At 41.5% G+C, this 18,236-nt stretch carries 21 protein-coding genes and 1 pseudogene; 6 read left to right on the top strand and 16 right to left on the bottom strand.

The window, feature by feature from the left end; all coding sequences use genetic code 11:
• Positions 1–49: 49 nt before the first annotated feature.
• From EHS11_RS16975 to EHS11_RS16945, 7 genes are read right to left on the bottom strand one after another with little or no spacing between them, the layout of a single operon-like run.
• The gene (locus tag EHS11_RS16975; protein ID WP_135765574.1) at positions 50–1,192 is read right to left on the bottom strand and encodes an LptF/LptG family permease; all 1,143 of its coding nucleotides are present in this window, start codon (positions 1,190–1,192) and stop codon (positions 50–52) included.
• Complete coding sequence (locus EHS11_RS16970; protein WP_135765573.1) at positions 1,189–2,475, bottom strand: PP2C family protein-serine/threonine phosphatase; 1,287 nt, start codon at positions 2,473–2,475, stop codon at positions 1,189–1,191. The genes EHS11_RS16975 and EHS11_RS16970 overlap by 4 nt, the downstream gene beginning before the upstream one ends.
• Before the next feature lie 28 nt (positions 2,476–2,503).
• Positions 2,504–2,920 carry an acyl-CoA thioesterase gene (locus EHS11_RS16965; protein WP_135765572.1) on the bottom strand — a complete coding sequence of 139 codons (417 nt, stop codon included), beginning with the start codon at positions 2,918–2,920 and terminating at the stop codon, positions 2,504–2,506.
• A 9-nt stretch (positions 2,921–2,929) separates the two neighbouring features.
• The gene (pbpC, locus tag EHS11_RS16960; RefSeq protein ID WP_167884475.1) at positions 2,930–5,077 is read right to left on the bottom strand and encodes a penicillin-binding protein 1C; all 2,148 of its coding nucleotides are present in this window, start codon (positions 5,075–5,077) and stop codon (positions 2,930–2,932) included.
• Positions 5,074–5,670 carry an RsmD family RNA methyltransferase gene (locus EHS11_RS16955; protein WP_135765570.1) on the bottom strand — a complete coding sequence of 199 codons (597 nt, stop codon included), beginning with the start codon at positions 5,668–5,670 and terminating at the stop codon, positions 5,074–5,076. Before EHS11_RS16955 ends, pbpC begins: the two co-directional genes overlap by 4 nt.
• Positions 5,667–6,212, bottom strand: a complete 546-nt coding sequence (locus tag EHS11_RS16950; protein ID WP_135765569.1) for a tetratricopeptide repeat protein — start codon at positions 6,210–6,212, stop codon at positions 5,667–5,669. Before EHS11_RS16950 ends, EHS11_RS16955 begins: the two co-directional genes overlap by 4 nt.
• A 1-nt stretch (position 6,213) precedes the next feature.
• Positions 6,214–6,393 carry a hypothetical protein gene (locus EHS11_RS16945; RefSeq protein WP_109020986.1) on the bottom strand — a complete coding sequence of 60 codons (180 nt, stop codon included), beginning with the start codon at positions 6,391–6,393 and terminating at the stop codon, positions 6,214–6,216.
• Positions 6,394–6,463: 70 nt separating this feature from the next.
• Between EHS11_RS16945 and EHS11_RS16940 the strand changes: the two genes are divergently transcribed.
• From EHS11_RS16940 to EHS11_RS16920, 5 genes are read left to right on the top strand one after another with little or no spacing between them, the layout of a single operon-like run.
• Entirely contained in the window at positions 6,464–7,474 is a 1,011-nt protein-coding gene (locus tag EHS11_RS16940; protein ID WP_246048008.1) for a hypothetical protein, read from the top strand.
• Positions 7,471–7,833 carry a hypothetical protein gene (locus EHS11_RS16935; protein WP_246048007.1) on the top strand — a complete coding sequence of 121 codons (363 nt, stop codon included), beginning with the start codon at positions 7,471–7,473 and terminating at the stop codon, positions 7,831–7,833. The genes EHS11_RS16940 and EHS11_RS16935 overlap by 4 nt, the downstream gene beginning before the upstream one ends.
• A gap of 7 nt (positions 7,834–7,840) precedes the next feature.
• Complete coding sequence (locus EHS11_RS16930) at positions 7,841–8,257, top strand: SufE family protein (protein WP_135765912.1); 417 nt, start codon at positions 7,841–7,843, stop codon at positions 8,255–8,257.
• Positions 8,258–8,307: 50 nt separating this feature from the next.
• Entirely contained in the window at positions 8,308–9,507 is a 1,200-nt protein-coding gene (locus EHS11_RS16925; protein ID WP_246048005.1) for a serine hydrolase domain-containing protein, read from the top strand.
• 4 nt (positions 9,508–9,511) lie between these two features.
• The gene (locus tag EHS11_RS16920) at positions 9,512–9,823 is read left to right on the top strand and encodes a hypothetical protein (RefSeq protein ID WP_135765568.1); all 312 of its coding nucleotides are present in this window, start codon (positions 9,512–9,514) and stop codon (positions 9,821–9,823) included.
• Between the two features lie 33 nt (positions 9,824–9,856).
• Here the strand turns inward: EHS11_RS16920 and EHS11_RS16915 are convergent.
• The 5 genes and pseudogenes from EHS11_RS16915 to EHS11_RS16895 all read right to left on the bottom strand — a co-directional run bounded on the left by EHS11_RS16915 (position 9,857) and on the right by EHS11_RS16895 (position 13,590).
• Positions 9,857–10,230: pseudogene (locus EHS11_RS16915) on the bottom strand (PIN domain-containing protein).
• The gene (locus tag EHS11_RS16910) at positions 10,227–10,442 is read right to left on the bottom strand and encodes a DUF2191 domain-containing protein (protein WP_135765910.1); all 216 of its coding nucleotides are present in this window, start codon (positions 10,440–10,442) and stop codon (positions 10,227–10,229) included. The pseudogene EHS11_RS16915 and the gene EHS11_RS16910 overlap by 4 nt, the downstream one beginning before the upstream one ends.
• A gap of 57 nt (positions 10,443–10,499) precedes the next feature.
• Positions 10,500–11,408: an energy transducer TonB gene (locus EHS11_RS16905; protein ID WP_135765567.1), complete on the bottom strand. Its 909-nt coding sequence runs from the start codon at positions 11,406–11,408 to the stop codon at positions 10,500–10,502.
• Positions 11,389–12,414, bottom strand: coding sequence for a Holliday junction branch migration DNA helicase RuvB (gene ruvB / locus EHS11_RS16900; protein ID WP_135765566.1), 1,026 nt, complete (start codon positions 12,412–12,414; stop codon positions 11,389–11,391). Before ruvB ends, EHS11_RS16905 begins: the two co-directional genes overlap by 20 nt.
• Entirely contained in the window at positions 12,415–13,590 is a 1,176-nt protein-coding gene (locus tag EHS11_RS16895; RefSeq protein WP_167884474.1) for a trypsin-like peptidase domain-containing protein, read from the bottom strand.
• Between the two features lie 132 nt (positions 13,591–13,722).
• On the opposite strand from EHS11_RS16895, the gene EHS11_RS16890 reads away from it, so the two are divergent.
• Entirely contained in the window at positions 13,723–14,274 is a 552-nt protein-coding gene (locus EHS11_RS16890; RefSeq protein WP_135765564.1) for a DJ-1 family glyoxalase III, read from the top strand.
• Here the strand turns inward: EHS11_RS16890 and EHS11_RS16885 are convergent.
• The 4 genes from EHS11_RS16885 to EHS11_RS16870 are packed head-to-tail and all read right to left on the bottom strand — an operon-like array spanning position 14,271 to position 18,232.
• The gene (locus EHS11_RS16885) at positions 14,271–14,624 is read right to left on the bottom strand and encodes an STAS domain-containing protein (protein WP_135765563.1); all 354 of its coding nucleotides are present in this window, start codon (positions 14,622–14,624) and stop codon (positions 14,271–14,273) included. The genes EHS11_RS16890 and EHS11_RS16885 overlap by 4 nt on opposite strands.
• Positions 14,625–14,669: 45 nt before the next feature.
• Positions 14,670–16,271: a carboxyl transferase domain-containing protein gene (locus EHS11_RS16880; protein ID WP_135765562.1), complete on the bottom strand. Its 1,602-nt coding sequence runs from the start codon at positions 16,269–16,271 to the stop codon at positions 14,670–14,672.
• 2 nt (positions 16,272–16,273) lie between these two features.
• Positions 16,274–17,188 (bottom strand): alpha/beta fold hydrolase, encoded by a 915-nt coding sequence (locus tag EHS11_RS16875; RefSeq protein WP_135765561.1) that lies wholly within the window; start codon positions 17,186–17,188, stop codon positions 16,274–16,276.
• Positions 17,189–17,191: 3 nt separating this feature from the next.
• On the bottom strand, positions 17,192–18,232 hold the full coding sequence (locus EHS11_RS16870) for a glucose-1-phosphate thymidylyltransferase (RefSeq protein ID WP_135765560.1): 1,041 nt from the start codon (positions 18,230–18,232) through the stop codon (positions 17,192–17,194).
• Between the last annotated feature and the right edge of the window lie 4 nt (positions 18,233–18,236).

Raw genomic sequence — 18,236 nt, 5'->3', positions numbered from 1 at the left:
TTCATAACGAACATATAACAAAACATTGCCGATCGTTTCCGAATTGGAATCAAATATTCATTTTTTTATAAAACACATAGGCAAAGATAATAAACATTACCGGAGTGACCCATATCCCGAACCAGATGGGAAGCCCTCCGTTCTCGGCCAAAGTTTTCATTGTAGAATATAAAATATAGTATAAAAGCACGACAGCGATCGTAAGCCCCAAAGAAGCAACACCTGCTGATCGTTTGGTGATCGCACCTGCCAGAGCTCCCAAAGCGACTACGATAAAAGACATCAAGGGCATCGCAAAGGCGGCATGTCTATGCACAATCACATCACGATAAGGAATCCCTTTTCCGATCCTGGATTCGATCTCTTCCGCAAGTTCGAAAAAGTTCATCTCTTCCGGATTACGGGTAGGACGGGAAAAGTATTTTATATCTTCCGGGAAAGGATATGTTTTTTCAGGGATATTTTCGCGGGAAACTACTTCCAAATCCTTATTGAACTTAACCTCTTCCACATCATACAAAACCCATTGGTGTGGGGACTCTATGAATTTTGCCTTCTGAGAAGAGACTGTAAATACGGGAAGACCGTCTTCCGAGATTTCGATATAATTGAATCCACCTTTGACGGTATTTTCCTTTTCATCGATCCAATATACGTAATAGAATCCGTTCTTTCCTTTCACATGGAATTGATATACGAAATCAATCAGTTTGTTGGCACCCTTGGCCATATAACTGAATTGAATTTGCGCCTGTTTGTTGGCGGGGATCACGACAAACTGTTGGAAAAAAGTCATGAAAAGCCACATACAAAAACCGAAAAACAAAATCGGAGTGATGATACGGAGAAAAGAAACTCCCGCTACCATAATGGCAACTAACTCTTTGTTTACACTGTATTGACCAACAACAAAACAAACTGAAAACATAAGCGCGGGAGATACGACTTGCACAAGCATACCCGGTACAGAATATAAAATATACAAATACACATGGGATTGTTGTACTTTGGAAGATACCAGATACTTCATATTATTGGTAAATTCGTAAATGATGATCATGGAAGTGAGCAGAATCAAAGTACCTAAAAAGTTTTTCAAAAAATCGAAAAACAGGTAACGATCCAAAATCCGAAACGGAATGAATTCCCGTTTAAACCAAACAAAGGGTGCTAAAAATAAATTTAATGTCATTGAAGTTCAAGTAAAAGCATGCTCATATCGTCGGATGCGGCTTCTTTGGAATAGGCCATAACATCTTCGAAAACTGCATTTAGCAATGTCTCTCCTTTTTTATCAAAATGGTTTTTGATACTGCTTACAAGATTTTCTTCTCCGAAAATCCTGCCTTCTTCATCAAAAACTTCGATCATTCCGTCGGAGTATAACAAAAGTCTATCCTCTTCTTCCAAAATTCTTGAATAATTTCTAAGCTTGGGTTCCAACATGGATACAATCAACCTGCCGCTTCCTTCTAAAAACTGAAATTTTCCATCCGTTTTCAAATATAAAAGTGGAGGATGACCAGCATAAGAATAACTGATCTTTTTTGTTTCAGGAAAATAATAAACAACGACCGCACTGATATGATTGGTTGTTACCAAGTTTCTTAAATCCTCATGCATAGCCCTCAAACAGGTCGCCGGTTCCTCTTCCACAGCATGGATGTTAAACGCCAAGACAGCCATGGCGGAAACCATTGCGGATGCAATTCCATGACCGGAAACATCGGCAAAAAAAATAGCAATACTACCGTCGGATCTTAATTTATAACTGATCGCATCTCCACCTACTTTCTCAAAAGAACGAAAAAAAGATGTAAATTTAATACCTGCAATCTTCGGCCAAACCGTAGTAACAAGATTATTTTGTATTTCCTGGGCAAGTTCCAAGTCACGGGAAACACGATCATGAAAAAGTTTCAACTGGAATTCGGAATCTCTTAGTTTCGCAACGGAACCTAGCCTTACATTCAAAGTGAGATAAGATACGATTGCCGGTGTGATGATGGATGTGATATAAAGAGAAAGATCCACTTGCGGATCTACGGTATAAATCCCTACAAGGATTCCGGCGGATGAAACGGAAACCAGATAATTTACAAGCCATCTGCGATTTACAAAACTCACTCCGATACAACTGATCACCATAACCATACCGATCAGATAACCGACGAAAAGCGAGTTCCAATAGAGCAAAGCAAGAGAATGCGTGCTCATCGTATAAAAAAATACGAGCGTAATCGATTGGATGTATCTGCGAATCAAAAAAGAAAAATAAGAGAATAGAAAGAAAGCGAATGTAACGCTTGAATGAACGATTCGAATCCACTTCGGATCATAGAGACCTTGTTCCTGGGTGGGGGCAAAAATTCCAAAAGCAATAAATGCTGAAAATACTCCAAGGCAAATCCTCGCGATTTTCAATACTTCCTGATCCAATTGGAACTTGTCGGACTCTCTCCTTTTTAGCTTCATGCTCATTCCATATTAAACAACTCCGGTTTCATTTAGAACCAAATTTTTCCCGAAAAACGTCGGGAATCTGAGAGGGTTTCTGAAGTTCAAAATCAAACCAGATAAAACCGGCGTGTCCCGTCAGAACACAATCTTCGTTTTGATTCCACATGGAACATACAACCGTAAAAGCACGGGAAGAAATAGAGTCAACTTCCAGGGAAACTTCCAATGTGGCGGGAAATACAACTTGTTTCCGATAGTCCATATCCAAATGGGTCAACACCGGACCAAACCTAACCGGCTTTAGAGGGGAATCCCAAAGAGATTCCGCTGTAAAATAATCCGCACGAGCAGTCTCAAAATATCTAACATAAGTTACGTTGTTTACGTGCCCGAAAGCATCCATTTCTCCCCATGCCACTTTTTGAAAATAACTGTGTCTGTATTTAACGGGTTTTCCCACCTTATCTCCCTAACGAACTTCGAACGAAACTTGATCCAATACTTTTCCACTTTGATCCAAGAGCTCCAAATGGAAATTGCCTTTTTCCAAGTTCCAAAAAAAAGGTTCCGCCGCCGGACCTAGATTTTTTTTATTCAAAGACCAATTTGAATTTTTTTCATACCGGTTCAGCTTGAATAAAATTTTTTGTCTTCCTTTCGGGATATCGGGATCATCTGCAAAAACAGTTTGATCTGCGGGAGAAATGATTTTCGGCGGAGTTTTGGTTTTAAAAACTTGAATCGTTTCTATGGATTCATCTTCCAAACCTTTTTCATAGTATGTTTGTTTGTCGGTGTTGTAAGAGATATTCTTGGGAGGTTTCGGATATGTAGAAGGAGTTTCAGAATGAAGAAATTCCATCACATCCCTCCAAATGGGAGCGGCACCAGTGATGCCCGAAACATCTTTCATAGGCAGACCTTTTGCATTGCCTACCCAAACTCCTACGGTGTATTCGCCGGAATAACCGATACACCAATTGTCTCTCATGTCCTGGCTCGTTCCTGTTTTCACTGCCGTGAAAAACGAAGTGGATAAATGATTTTCCCAACCGAAAGTCAAAGCCCTCGCTTCCCTATCGGAAAGAATACTAGTAATTAAAAATGCCACCTCGGGCCGAAAGATAGGATTTTCTTCCGATAGGATTTCTTTCGAAGATGTCCGTTTCTCTTTCGGAGTTTCGCTTAATTCTTCAAATCGAACCTTCGGTTCGGAATATATTCCCGAATTGGCAAATATCCGATAAGCATTTGTTAGTTCCCAAAGACTGACATCCGCTGTTCCCAAAGCAAGAGAAGGACCGTAAAATTCAGGATAGGCGAGATCCTTGAACCCGAGCCTGGATAATGTATTAATGAATTTTCCCATATCCAAATAGGAAAGGGTTCTGACCGCAGGAATATTCAGAGAAGAGCCTAGGCTTTGTTTTACCGTCACCTTACCTTGGTAAGATTTATCATAATTCAAAGGGCGGTAAATCCCCCGAAATACAGGAATGTCCGTCGGAGCATCATTTAAAATAGAACCTGGCGTGAGCTTTTTTTCCTGAAAACTTTGAGCATATACGAAAGGTTTTAGAGTGGAACCGGCCTGCCTTTTGGTTTGAATCAAATCAAGATAGGACACTTCGCTTGCACTTCCCTGATTCCCCAGATAGCCTAACACTTGACCCGTTCGGTTGTGCAATACAAGCACGGCACCGTCAGTAACATTCTGAGAACGAAGCGGGGAAATATGAGAGACAAGTATCTTTACAATCTTTTCCTGCAAACTTTTGGAAAGAGATGTTTTTTCACCGTTGGAAATTCCTTTTTGAATGGCATAAGATCCGAACTGGGGCGCAAAACTGGGATTAGCCGGAAATTCCATTCTTCCGAAGAACGATTCCTTTGCTGTCAATTCCAGAGAATCACAATCCTGAAATATTTTTCCCTCCGTCTTTTTCTTAAGAAAACAAGCCCTTTCTATGATTTTTTCCAAACTTGCTTCCGGAGCACGAATCAGAACCGAAAGTATATAAGATTCATTAGGCGATAGATATCCGGGATCTTTTTGAAAAAGCCCGGCACTTGCGGAATGAATTCCCTTCAGCTCTCCCTTAAAATAAATCAAATTGAGATACGCGGTTAGAATTTCATCTTTGGACCAAACCTCTTCCAAATCCATTGCCCTTTGGATTTGTTTCATCTTTTGAGAAAAACTACGCCTTCCCTTTTCGGGTTTCAGATCCTCGTCCAAAAGGGAGACCAATTGCATGGTGATGGTTGAACCGCCTCTAAGAGTTCCCCCACGGAGTTTCTCCCAAGCAGATCCGATAAAAGCCAAGCTATCCACTCCGTTGTGCTCCCGGAAATTTTTATCTTCGCTGAGAAGGATGGCATCAATTGTATGTTTGGCGAGAGATCCTGAAGGGATCCAGGAAAGAGAACGATAGTTATGTGATGTACGGACGGATTGCAGCTTTTCTCCGGTTCTGTCAAGAAGTAGAATATCGGAAGGTAAATAGGAAGAGCGGACTTCTTCAAAGCTGGGAAATGCAAAAATAGAAATACTATAATTGCAACATAGGAGAAAAAAAAGAAATTTGAATCTTTCTTTCCAAAACAAGAGGATCACATCTCGAAAATAGTCTCGATCAAAGAATGACTTCCATACTCTCTTTCCTTGAAAGGAACTCCCACCCAAATTTTATCCGATTTCTGGTGTTCGGGAATCTGGCATAGAATGATGGAAGGTCGGGAGAGAGTGCTACAATGAGCATATAGATTTTCAATCATGAGTTTCATACGATCGGGAGTTTCGGACCAATAGGTATAAGGAGGATCGAGATAAAATATATATGCCTTCTCAGTCTCCTGCTCCCACTTTAATGCATGTTTTGTGGCGTCCTTTCGGAACAATTTGACATTGGCAAGACCCTTGAACAATTTCAAAAGTTTGCCAAACCGATCCTGGTCCAATTCATAAACTAAAATTCTCGCAAAATCCAAGCTATACGCTTCCGCTGCGATCTGTCCGCTACCGGAAAAATAATCGCAGAAGAGACAATCCTCAGCTCGGATATCCCAACCGGAAAGACGGGAATCTATAAGAGAAAAAATCGCTTTTTTGATCAGACTGTTAGTAAAGTTCTGATGCCCCGAAATTTCATCCGGTGCGGAGATTTCTTTTCCTCTCCATTTTCCGGAGCCTACGCGCAAACTTTTCAATTTCCGGTATCTCTCCCTATTTCGTTTTTAAGAGCGATCATCTGTTCTTTGTTTTTTGGGGAAGGGTTCAGATTGTCCAATTCTTCCATAGCTTTTAAAGCTTCTTTCGGATTTTTCAATTCCAAAAGACCGGCAGCCAAAATCAAAACTGCATCCACATAACGAGAGTTACCCTTTCCTTCCTTTTGAAACAACCTACCCCATTTGATCAGGCTTTCATATTCCCCGAGAACCAATGCTCTTTCCATTGCTAAATACAAAGCATTAAAATAATGAGAACTGTCTTTGCCTGTAGGGATTGGAAAACTTCCCGTCCTGGCTTTGATTTTTTCCCAATCCTGCTCCGTTGCAACATAAAGGTAAAAAATCCGAGGATCCCGGTTACCGGTTTTAGAATTTAAAATTTTTTCCGTAAGACGAGAGACCGTTTCGTAATTTCCCCTTTTGTATTCATCATACAAAGACTTAAAAGAAGTTTCCTCCGAAAAAAGAGGGGAAATGGAAAATAGGCAAATTACGTAGATGGAGAAAAAAAGATACAAACTAAAGTTCTGTTATATTGGCAGATCCGCACATAGGGCAGATCAATTCCCAGGAATCGAGGTATTCGTCCTCCCCCTCTGCTTCCCATCTATGGTCGCAGTCCTCACATGCATAGGTCACAACGTCTTCGTTGAGACTTTCTGCCTCAATTTCATCATCATCAAATAAATCATCTTCCATAACACTCACACTAAATCATAAAGAAAAAGCCGTGTCAAGTGGGGAGACTAAAAAAAAATGGAGACTATCTATGGCGATTTACTCTAGATACGAACCTCATAGAAAGAAGAAAAGCGGAACACCCTGGTTTCTGCTTATTTTCCTAATCATTCTTGGCTCTCTCGGGTATTTTTACCGAAAGGAAATTTTTTTTCTTTTTGCAAGGGATCAAAGTGTCCGCGCGGAAAAAGCGAAAGAAAAACTGATCGAACTCTGGAAATCGGACAAACTGAAAGAATCCGATATAGAAGACTTTCAAACGGTTGCGGTCAATTTTTCCGAAAAAGACCCGACCGATCCGCAGGCATTTCACCTAATCGCGCGTAGTCTTTATTGGAATTTACCCCGAATCGGGATTTTTTTCGATTCTTCCAGTCTGGTGTTGAACTTAGGTTCCGATTTTTCGGAATTTATCGGAAAAACCCAACTTGCCGAATCCACGCTCGATTCGATTTTTTGGAATGCCAGAACCGCCGAAGCTGTGGCAGGATCCTCTTTCTCCGATTGGGAGAACAACCGTCTGTTATTATTTCTAACGGAAACCTACCGTCATGTAAAAAGGCCGGGTGCTCTTACAAAAGATTACGGCTCCATTGACACATCCAAACTTTCTCCTGAATTTCAATCTGTGTTTATCTGGCTACTTACATATAACACAATGCAGGCGGGAGATGCGCAAGGACTGGAAAAAATCCTGGACGCAACAAAAAAGCCGGGTTATGCGGGAAGGATTCAATTTTCCCCCCGCGAAGAAAATTTTTTAAAAGGAATGTCAAAGTTCTATAAAAAAGATTATGTGAATTCTCTTTCCCTCCTTCGCAGTACAAAAACCGCAAATCCCGACAAAATCACGGAGACGGCAGTCATCACGGAAGCGAATATTTTCCATATGCAAAATCTCACTCAGAAAGGCATTGATCTATTGGAAGAGTATTACAGTTTTTCCGGCAAAAAAAATGAAGAGATTTTAAATATCATTCGGGTTATGCTGAAAGAAAGACCGACTGCAAAAACAAAATTGGATGTAGGTCTTTCCAAATGATGAGCGTGCAAAATAAAGTTTATCCGTCATTCATTTTCATCTTGGGAGTATTACTTAACTGCAGTTGCGGTCTTTTTGAAAAACGTTTTCCTCCTAAGGGAGAGTTCTGTGATGTAATGGTAAGACCTCCCGTATGTTTGTATGCTGATTTTGAGAAACGCCATCTCTTTTGGAATGGTACGGAATACAAACTAACACTACGAACACGAACCGAATACACATTCCCTTACCAAGATAACAAAGCTGAACTTTTGGTTTCTACGCAAAACAGACTGGATATGAAACTGCCCGAATCAAACCAACCCCCCAAATTTTATATGCGCAAAAAAGAAAAATTCGCACATGAACCGCCTAAATGACATTACTATGAAAAAATCCGTTTCAGAGATTCAAAAAGAAATCATAGAAGAGTTTTCCGACTTACAAGATTGGGAAGAAAAATTCCAATACCTGATCGAATTGGGAGATGAGCTCCCTCCCTATCCGGAAGAAAAACGATCTGATGCTTACATAGTTCCCGGCTGCCAATCCAAGGTTTGGGTCTATCCCAAATTGGAGAACGGTGCCTTGACGTTCTTTGCAGACAGTGATACTGCTCTGACCAAAGGATTGATTGCGATTTTAATCCGAGTGTTTTCCGACCATTCCCCCGAAGAAATCGCAAATGCATCTCTGGGATTTATAGAAGAAATCGGATTGTCCAAGTTTCTCTCAATCTCCCGCAGAAACGGACTTTCCTCTATGGTCAATATGCTGCAAAATTTTGCAAAACACCCGCAGTAATTTGTACTTTCCTTTCTAATCAATCCGGTATAGGATGAGTCCACTCTCGAATGATGGACAGTTGCATGTACAGATTGTTTCTTTTAATCTTCTTTGTCTTCCTGTTAGACTGCGGCAAGGATCTCTCCCCTTTTGGCGGACCTCCTTCAATCTCTCCCTTGCAGGCAAGGATCAAACCGGAATGGCCTACCCTCGACTGGAAAGAAACAAAACCGGAATCCGTCGGTGTTTCCGGCGAAAAACTGAAATTAGTCGGTGAATATGCTTTTGCGAGAACGGGAGATGAAACGGACAGAAAAGGAAAAAGGACCGATGCACTTCTTATCATCCGCAACGGGAAAATCATCTTCGAACAATATGCACGCAATTTCACAAAGGAATCTACCCACCTAACATGGTCGGTATCAAAAAGCATCATCCAAGCACTTTACGGGATCACAATCAAAAACGGACTGATCAAACTGGATGACCCGGGCTATTATCATTTCGAATCTTTGGGAAAGGACGAAGCCCATAAAAAAATCACAATCCGTCATCTCTTGAATATGTCCTCTGGCCTCGATGGAGAGGAAGGTTATGAGAGCGGCCCTCTCAAATCTTCCGTGATTGCCATGTTGTACACCCGTGGAAGAAAAGACATGGGTGAATTTTGCAGTGAGCTGCCTCTTCGCGCGGAACCCGGTACCCAAGTTTATTATTCCAGTTGCGATACGAACATTCTATCCGCCATTCTAAAAAAAGTATATGGGCAGGAAGCATACGAAGATTTGGTTTATACAAAATTATTCGGAACACTCGGAATCAAAGACGCTCCTTTCGAACAGGACGGATCAGGAACATTTGTAGGATCGTCTTACTTGTATTTGACGGCAAGGGATCTAGCCAAGATCGGATATCTGTATTTGAATGATGGAGTATGGGAAGGAAATCCTCTCCTCCCGGAAGGTTGGGTGGACTTTACAAGAACCCCCGCACCCGGTTACAAAACTACCCCTTACAGCGAAGATCTTTCGCAAGACAATTATACATCCCACTGGTATGCAAATACTGGAGTGCCCGATAGGGGGATTCCGGAACCTTGGCCGGATGCTCCAAAAGATACGTTTGCAGGTCTAGGTCATTGGGGACAGATGTTGTATGTAATTCCAAGCCTCGATATAATCATTGTTAGATATGGTGACGATCGGGAGAAAGGAACTTTTAGCAAAAATGAACTTCTTAAACTTGTAAAAGAATCGGTGATCAGGTAGTCTTATGAAAAAGAAAATTGCAATCGGTGTAGCTAGTTTTTTCTTGATTTTAGTTTTTTGGGTGCAATGGAATTGGAAACATCTATCCGCTTTTCCTGCCATCATCTCCAGTTTTTATTCCAAAGAATTCTGTTCTTGTTATTACGTAATGAAACAATCAGAAGAACAATGTCATAACTTTGCAAGGCAATGGGTTCCCATCAGCCTCTTCAACCTCGACCAAACCAACAAAGAAGTAACTGTTTCAGGCTTGGGTAGAACGAACAAAGCAAAGTATTTGGGAGAAAGATTGGGTTGCAGATTGGTGAATGATTGAGACGGATCTATCTGTGTCTGAAAAATAAAACAATCAAGAATAGATTTCTTTTTTGTCCAAAATTTTAAGAATTTTTTCATCTAAAGTCCAAAGTCGAAAATTCTTATTCCTAACTTCGTTAATCAATACCGAATCAATCAGTCCGATGCCTTTGTGAATCAATTTGTTTTCGTAAGAAGTTTACCAGCGGCAAGAAAGCTACCTTCGGAAGTTAAAGTATTCAGATTATCCCAATAATCGAGAATGAAGGAGAGTTCCGTTTTTGATCTGCAACCCTGAAGCAACTCCCCGAAAACGACTTCGTGAACAACTACTTCAGAAGACTCAATTAAATCTTTTAATTCGGAAAAGAAAGGTTCCTTTACACGAAAGAATTCAATCCAAACGGATGTATCCACTAAGATCATCTATTTCGATTTAGATTACGAATATTTTCTGCTGAAAAACCATCTTGAAAGACAAGGGGAGATTTGTGCAGTTTCGTATTTAATTTCCGAATTTTAGCCTGCTTAAGCCATTCGGAAAGGGCTCGTTGGAGAGAATCGGTAATATTCTTGCCTCCGGAATATTTCTGAACCTCGGCAATCAGGTCATCGGGTAGAATCGCTGTCACTTTCATACGATTGATCATACGATATAAATTCGCATAATCAACGAAAAAATATATAAATCAATTCTATCTGTAATTCGGAAAGATAAAATTAATCCCGAAGATCATACCCTTTGATTTGACCTCTTCGGGAACAATTCCGAAATTCTGTCCTCGGATAGAATCCATACAGGATTGGTCTACGACCACTTGCCCTTGGGAAGAAACCAAGCGAACGTCCACAACCTTGCCCGAATCGTTTAACATAAATAAAACTTTTGTCATCCCGGGTTTGATCCCTTCTCTGACTACAGTTCCCGCCATATCTCTATATGCAAAGTTGCCTCCTCCGGGAGGAGCGAAGGATTGTTCGATTTGGCGAAGCATGTTTTTAAAATAATGATAACCTGCGAGTTCTTTGGTAGGTACAGTCAACGCCTTTGACCCGTCCCATCGAAACAAAAAATCCTGCTGAAAGCGGTAATTGAAAGGAATTTTCATCATCTGTCCACTCGACTGACTTTGATTTGGTGATTCCTGTTGATTTTCGCTGGTTTTAGGGTCCGCTTTAAAAATCCCTACTTCGAATATCTCATCTTCCTTTGTTTGTTCCGCTTTCGGTTGCGCCTTCGACGGATTGGAAGCCTTGCTTCCGAATACGAATTCACGAAAAGAGGAAAGTGCATGAAACCCTTGTTTTTCGGTAAGTCCCCCACCGCCTGCGGATTCTTTATTGGAGAGAGCTTTGTACTCGTCCTTCTTGTCAGGATTGATAAACTGTTGTTCTACCAGAACATCATAGATTTTTTCTTTTTCTTGAGCGGTAAGTTCTTCGGAAGCGGATTCCTCTCCCAACATCTTCCATAACATATTGCGAGTGATCAGATGACCTAAAAGCAATGAAGAAAGTAGTACCACAAATGCTGCGGAGTAAAATAAACGTTTTTCTCCTTCTTCCTTTTCAGGAAGTTGGAAATCAAAAAAGACTGGGGCCATCTTTTTCACCTAATTTAACCTGTGTTGCATAAGGGAATCCCATATGTTCGTATGCAGCGCGAGTCGCCACTCTTCCGGCAGGGGTTCGATCCACCAGTCCGATACGAACCAAAAAAGGTTCATATGTATCTTCTATCGTTCTCTCTTCCTCTCCCAGAACCACTGCAATCGGTTTGATTCCCACCGGTCCTCCCGAATAACGATTGATTAAAATATCCAAGATCTGTCTGTCTACACCGTCCAATCCCAAATGGTCCACACCCATCCGGTCAAAGGCAAAGCGACAGGTAGTGAGACCGATTGATTTTTCATTTCGGACTTCTCCAAAATCCCTCACTCTCTTTAACAGGTGATTGGCGATTCGTGGAGTTTTGCGGCTTCTTTTTCCAATTTCCAAAGCAACCCCCTCTTCCAAAACAACGGAAAGTAGTCTAGCCGAACGATCGACTATAATCGCCATCTCTTCATCAGAATAAAAATCCAATTTCAAATGAATCCCAAACCGGGATTTTAAGGGATCACTGACCAATCCCGATCTTGTGGTAGCTCCCACCAAAGTAAATGGCTGCAATTGGATCTGAAGCGCATTTGCGGTCACTCCTTCCCCTACTACCAAATCCACAAAGTAGTTTTCCATGGCAGGATACAATAGCTCCTCTTGTTTTTTAACAAATCCATGGATTTCATCGACGAAAAACACTTCGTTGGTTTTCAGAAGTGTAAGAAACCGAACGAGATCGGCTCCCTTTGAAATAGCAGGCGCCGATGTGGATGTAAATGCCACTGAGAGCTCATTGGCAATGATATTTGCGAGAGTCGTCTTTCCAAGCCCGGGAGGGCCGGAAATCAGAACATGATCAAGTGGAGATCTTCGTTTTTTAGCAGCCTCTATATAGACAGAGAGGTTTTCCAGAACCTCTCTCTGGCCAATAAATTCGGAAAGTTTAGTAGGACGAAGCTGTGGCTCGTCGATGCTCTCCGTATTGATCTCTTCACGTAAACCCACTCAATTTGGTTTCTGCTCCGGAGTGACCTGCGTCAAGATTTCATTTTTATTTCGAATGATTTTTATCTCGAGTCGTTTCCCAATTTTTGAACCTCGAACAAAATTAATGAGTTCTTCCGGAGCTGAAATTTCCTTTCCACCAATCTCAATAATCACATCTCCCAATTTGATTCCCGCCTTGTCGGCAGGAGAACCTTTGATGATTTGTCTAACGATCGCGCCTTTTTCCGAAGGAAGTTTCAATTGAGCAATGTCTTCTTCCGTAATGGTATCGAGTCCTACTCCAAGCCATGGCCTGACTACCTTGCCGTTGACTTTTAGCTCTTCCGCTACTTTTCTAGCTTCATTGATAGGAATGGTAAATCCGATCCCTACTGAACCCCCTGATTGAGAAGCGATCATCCGATTGATTCCGATCACTTCCCCGCGGATATTCAGAAGCGGACCTCCGCTATTTCCCTGGTTGATAGCCGCATCCGTTTGGATATAGGAAAGTCCGGAACTATCGATCCCACCTCTTTGAACTGCCGACACAACCCCAACTGTAAACGATTGTTCGAATCCGAGCGGGGCACCAATGGCAATCGCCCAGTTCCCCACCTTTACCTTGTTAGAGTCAGCAAGAGGGATCGGTGTCAAACTTCCTTTAGGAGCATCAATCTTGAGCAAGGCAATGTCCATCGTTTCGTCCGATCCGATGAGTTTAGCCTCATATGCCTTATGTGTTTTGAATTTTACCGTTAGTTTGTCCATATCCTTGATCACATGATGGTTGGTCATAATGTAACCGTCATCATTCAGAACAATCCCCGAACCCAAACCGGTTTGTTTTTGTTGCATCACTTTGCCCGCACCCTGTCCAGGTCTGCCCTGGCGTCCGAAGAAATGATCAAAAAACGGATCTCCCGCAAAAGGATGCTGTTGTACGTTTACCGTACGCTCTGTAGCGATAGAGACAACACTGGGTGAAGCTTTATCAAATACTTCTTGGAATGCATCTTCCAAGGCGACTGCTTGTGTTTGTGCGGGAGAGAGTTTATCGGAACCGTCTGCTTTTAATTGTAATGGATTGTCGGAGTGAGAGTCCCCACAAGTAATAATAGGTGATAAAAATGTCCCGATTAATAATGAAGTGGCGGCGACTGCGATGAATTTGAAAGGATTTTGTTTATTCATAAATCGTATATTCTTCTCCTTTGTTTGATTAGACTGGATTCAAGAACATTAGTTCCATACATCCCCATTTCCTCAAATCGAATTTTCCATAAAATACTTGAACGAAAGTTTAATTTTTGGGAACCTTTCCGTATGGCTTCTACAGTTCTTATCCCGTTTGCCGAAGGTTTTGAGGAAATGGAAGGTATTATACTCGTAGACGTTCTCAGACGAGGGAGTGTATCGGTTGTTACAGCTTCATTGAATGAGGCGCCGGTGATCGCCGCAAGAAAAACAATCCACCTAACAGACAAAACTTTACTCTCCGTAAAAGATCAAAATTTCGATATGATCATTTTACCGGGCGGACTGGAAGGGGCAAAAAATCTTCAAAATTCGGATCTATTGAAAAAGATAATCTTCAAACACAGAGATCTGGGAAAAGAAATCGGAGCCATTTGTGCCGCACCGAATGTACTGAGAAATTGGGGCATCATCTCGGAAGAAGATAAATTCACAGCATTTCCGACAAGTCTCATGTTAGGTGAAGGTGGAGTATATACATCCGACAGGATTGTTTCGCATAACAAAGTGTTTACGAGTCTGGGGCCCGGATCCGCTTTTGAATTTGCTCTTTTTATCTTGGAAAAACTGGAAGGTAAAGAAACCAGAGTCAGGGTGGAAGCTGCGCTTCACTTACCTTAATCTATATCTCGTTCTTTAATGATCGCCCGGATAGCGGCGGCTTCGTCAGCAAACACTTCTAAATGACTTTCCATTCCGGTAAGCTTAAACACTTTGGCGACGGAACCGTGTACATTGCAAACTTTGAGATTGCCATGGTATTTTTTGAGCTTGTACATTGCAGTGACCAAAGTCCCGATCCCTGAAGAATCCATAAAAGGAACTTTCGCAAGATTCACCACAATCTCATACTGCTGAGTTTTGATCTTAGAATCGAGAATGTCCTTTAGCTCTTTGGCATTATAAAGGTCCACTTCCCCTTCCAGAGCAATCACTGGAATTGAATCTATTATGGTCTCGTGAATCAACATTTTGTTTGAGTTTTCATATCAAAAGGAAATGGAAAAGAAAAAAACTTACATCCTAAAAACGCCGAAAGGTTTTCTTTCTTCGTCCCGTTTGGAAACAATCGACAAAGCCCGGCCTAAAGTCACTCTAGTTTCGCTCGGATCCAGAACCCCATCATCCCATAGACGTGCGGAACTGTAAATCGAAGAAGATTTTTTCTCATAATCATCTAAGATTGGTTTTTTGAATTTTGCCTCTTCGTCCGGAGTGAGGGACTTTCCTTCTTTTTCCGCTTGGTCAAGCTTTACGGTCCAGAGCACATTGGAAGCTTGCTCTCCTCCCATCACTGAGATTTTCGCGTTAGGCCACATCCATAAAAAATCAGGAGAAAAGGCTCTACCGCACATTCCGTAATTTCCTGCTCCATAGGAACCACCGATAACAATAGTTAACTTTGGAACCGTGGTAGTGGAAACCGCATTGACCATCTTCGCTCCGTCTCTTGCGATTCCTGCATTTTCGAATTTTTTCCCCACCATAAACCCAGTTATATTTTGGAGAAACAAAAGAGGAATTCTCCTTTGGTCACAAAGTTCGATAAAGTGGGCCGCTTTCAAAGCGCTTTCGGAAAATAGAACTCCGTTGTTGGCAATGATTCCCACAGGATACCCGAAAATCTCGGAGAACCCGCAAACGAGCGTGGTAGCATATAGTTTTTTGAATTCATGAAACCGGGAAGAATCCACCAAACGGGCTATGATTTCCTTTACATCATATGATTTACGGGAGTCCTTTTGAATGATTCCGTAAATTTCTTCTCCGGGATAAAGCGGATCCTGGGAAGGAAGAGAGACCGTTTTCTTTTTATGATTTAGATTTTTGACAATGGAACGGGTGATTTCAATGGCATGAAAATCATCTTCTGCGAGATGATCCGTTACACCGGAGACACGACAATGAACATCAGCGCCACCTAACTCTTCCGGTGTGACAATTTCGCCGGTTGCCGCTTTGACAAGAGGCGGACCTCCTAGAAATATGGTTCCATTCCCCTTTACAATCACTGACTCATCAGACATAGCGGGAATATAGGCACCGCCAGCGGTACAAGATCCCATAACAACCGCTATTTGAGAAATCCCTTTCGCACTCATATTTGCCTGGTTGAAAAAGATTTTACCAAAATGATCTTTGTCGGGAAAAACTTCGTCCTGCAAAGGAAGAAATGCTCCTCCGGAATCCACAAGATAAACGCAAGGGAGATGGTTTTTTCCCGCAATCTCCTGAGCACGTAAATGTTTTTTGACTGTAAGAGGATAATAAGTTCCTCCTTTTACGGTCGCATCATTGGCAACGATCATACACTCCACGCCTTCAATGCGGCCGATCCCGGTAATGATACCAGCAGAAGGAACAACATCAGGATAAACTTCATGGGCGGCGAGTGTGGAAAGTTCCAAAAATTCGGTATCTACATCTAACAAATGCTCGATTCTCTCTCTGGCAGTAAGTTTGCCCCTTGACTTGTGCCGTTCTAACGCCTTTTCCCCGCCGCCTAACTTCACTTGTTTGATAGTTTGACGAATGGGAACAACCAATTCCAAAAAGGCCGATCTATTTTCTTGGAACTCTTTGGAGGAGTTACGGATGTTTGAGAGAATGGTTTCCATGTTTATTCCTCAGGATTTATTTTATTGCGGGAGAAATGAAATGTTTTGGATTTATTTCTGGAATAGGAATCCACCAAATACTCGATCTTGACGGAAAGTTCCTCGGGGCATTCTTCCATTGGCAGGTGTTTGGCGGGAACCGTAACAAAGCCGCTGGTCCGAAGAGTCATTTTGATAAACTCGGTTTGGTAAGGGGATAGTCTCGTATCTTCGTCACCGATGATGATTTGTCGCAGTCCTATCAATGACTTTACTCCATCTTCCACGTCTCTCAAGGCATGTGAGGAACGATCTACATTGTTCAGATATTCAAGAGTGTTTTTGCGGCCATTTCCGGCAAATAACATTTGATAGGTGTTGCTTTCCCAACCCTTTTCAAAGACAAATCCCTTTTTTGTTAAAAAGAATTGATAAAAAAACCGAAGGAGCGGAGGACGAAATAAAAAAGACAGTAAAAATCCGAATATAGGGATTCTCAACAAGTTCACTGGCAGATAGAAACGAAATTTCGGTAAATTCAAAAAACCGTTCACAATGGTTAAAGACTTCACAAGCTCGGGGTGTTCCTTTGCTAAAAAAGCAAGTATAGGCAAAGCGTAGTCATGAACAACCACATGAACTTTTTTTTCACCCACCAATTTTTCCAAAAAGGAATATAGATGATATGCCTGCATTCTATGGGACAAAGGAGAATTCGGTCTTTCACTTAAGCCCACTCCTAAAAAATCAGGAGCGATGACTCTGTATTTTTTTCCCAGAATCCCGATCAACTTTCTATAATGATAGGAGGTCGTTAAAAATCCGTGTAAAAGCAAAACGATCTCATCTTGTTTTCCGCTCTCTATGTAAAAGAAACGAACTCCGTTAACTTCCAGATATTTTCCCGAATTGATATGCTCTTGTAAAGAGGGATTCAAAACTTACTTACCTTCCAATAAATTCGAATATAAATTTCTCAAATACTCTTCTTCAAAATCCAAAAGATCCACGCTTCTTCGAGCCATAATCTTTTTCGTATCGGCAAGGAAAGATTCCAATTGGTAATGTTTCCCGGCGCTGATCCAAGTGAAAGGATGTTGGTATCCCGAAACTCTTGCATCCAACAAGTTGGAACCGATATCTACGACCGATCCGGTATTCAACATGACCCCGATCGCAATTTTGGCAAAAGGCCCCAAAATCGATCCGAACTTGATCGTCCCCGTATTTGTTTCCGAGTCGTTTAACTTTAATTTTACGATACCGTAATTGTTTTTCAGATCGCTTGTTGTTGCCAAAGCTCCTAAATTCACCCAACTGGAAACAAAGGAATGGCCGAGAAAACCTTCATGGTGTTTGTTGGCGTAATCAAGGATGATTGAATTTTCAACTTCTCCGCCGATTCTGCAATTTTTTCCAATCAAACTTCCGCCTGCAATTCTTGCGTTGTCGACTTGAGAAGATTTGCCGATATAGAGCGGACCTTCCAAAAAACTAAAAGAAGATATTTTGGCACCTTCATCCACGAGTATCGGTCCGGTCGAGGTATCAAAAACGACTCCCGGATAAACCGTCACACTAGGGTGAAGATAAAGATGTTTTTCCTTACCTACGATATGAAATCCGGATCCTTTGATTTTATAATTTTTACGGTATTTTTTCCAATCCTTATTCAGGCTGAGTGTTTCTTCTATAATGGAAGTAACAACTCTCTGCAATTCCCAAGGCAAATAACTTTCCGCGAGAATCGTTTCATCATAGGAAATCTCTTTATAAGGCAAAAGATCGGAGTGCCTTTGCAATATAAGTTTGGTAAAACCGGGATCATCTGCCGTATAATAAATATTTGCCGATGGATACTTGAGTCGAAGTTTATCAGGCAAATTCAATCCTCCCAAATTCCATTCCAAGAAAGAATGAAACCTGGAGATCGGATCTAAAATTTTGGGGCGATTCCTTTCGTCAATTAAGATCGATTTCACGATT

Source organism: Leptospira ilyithenensis (assembly GCF_004771005.1).
Classification (GTDB): domain Bacteria; phylum Spirochaetota; class Leptospiria; order Leptospirales; family Leptospiraceae; genus Leptospira_A; species Leptospira_A ilyithenensis.
This window is presented reverse-complemented; position numbering and strand designations above follow the sequence as displayed.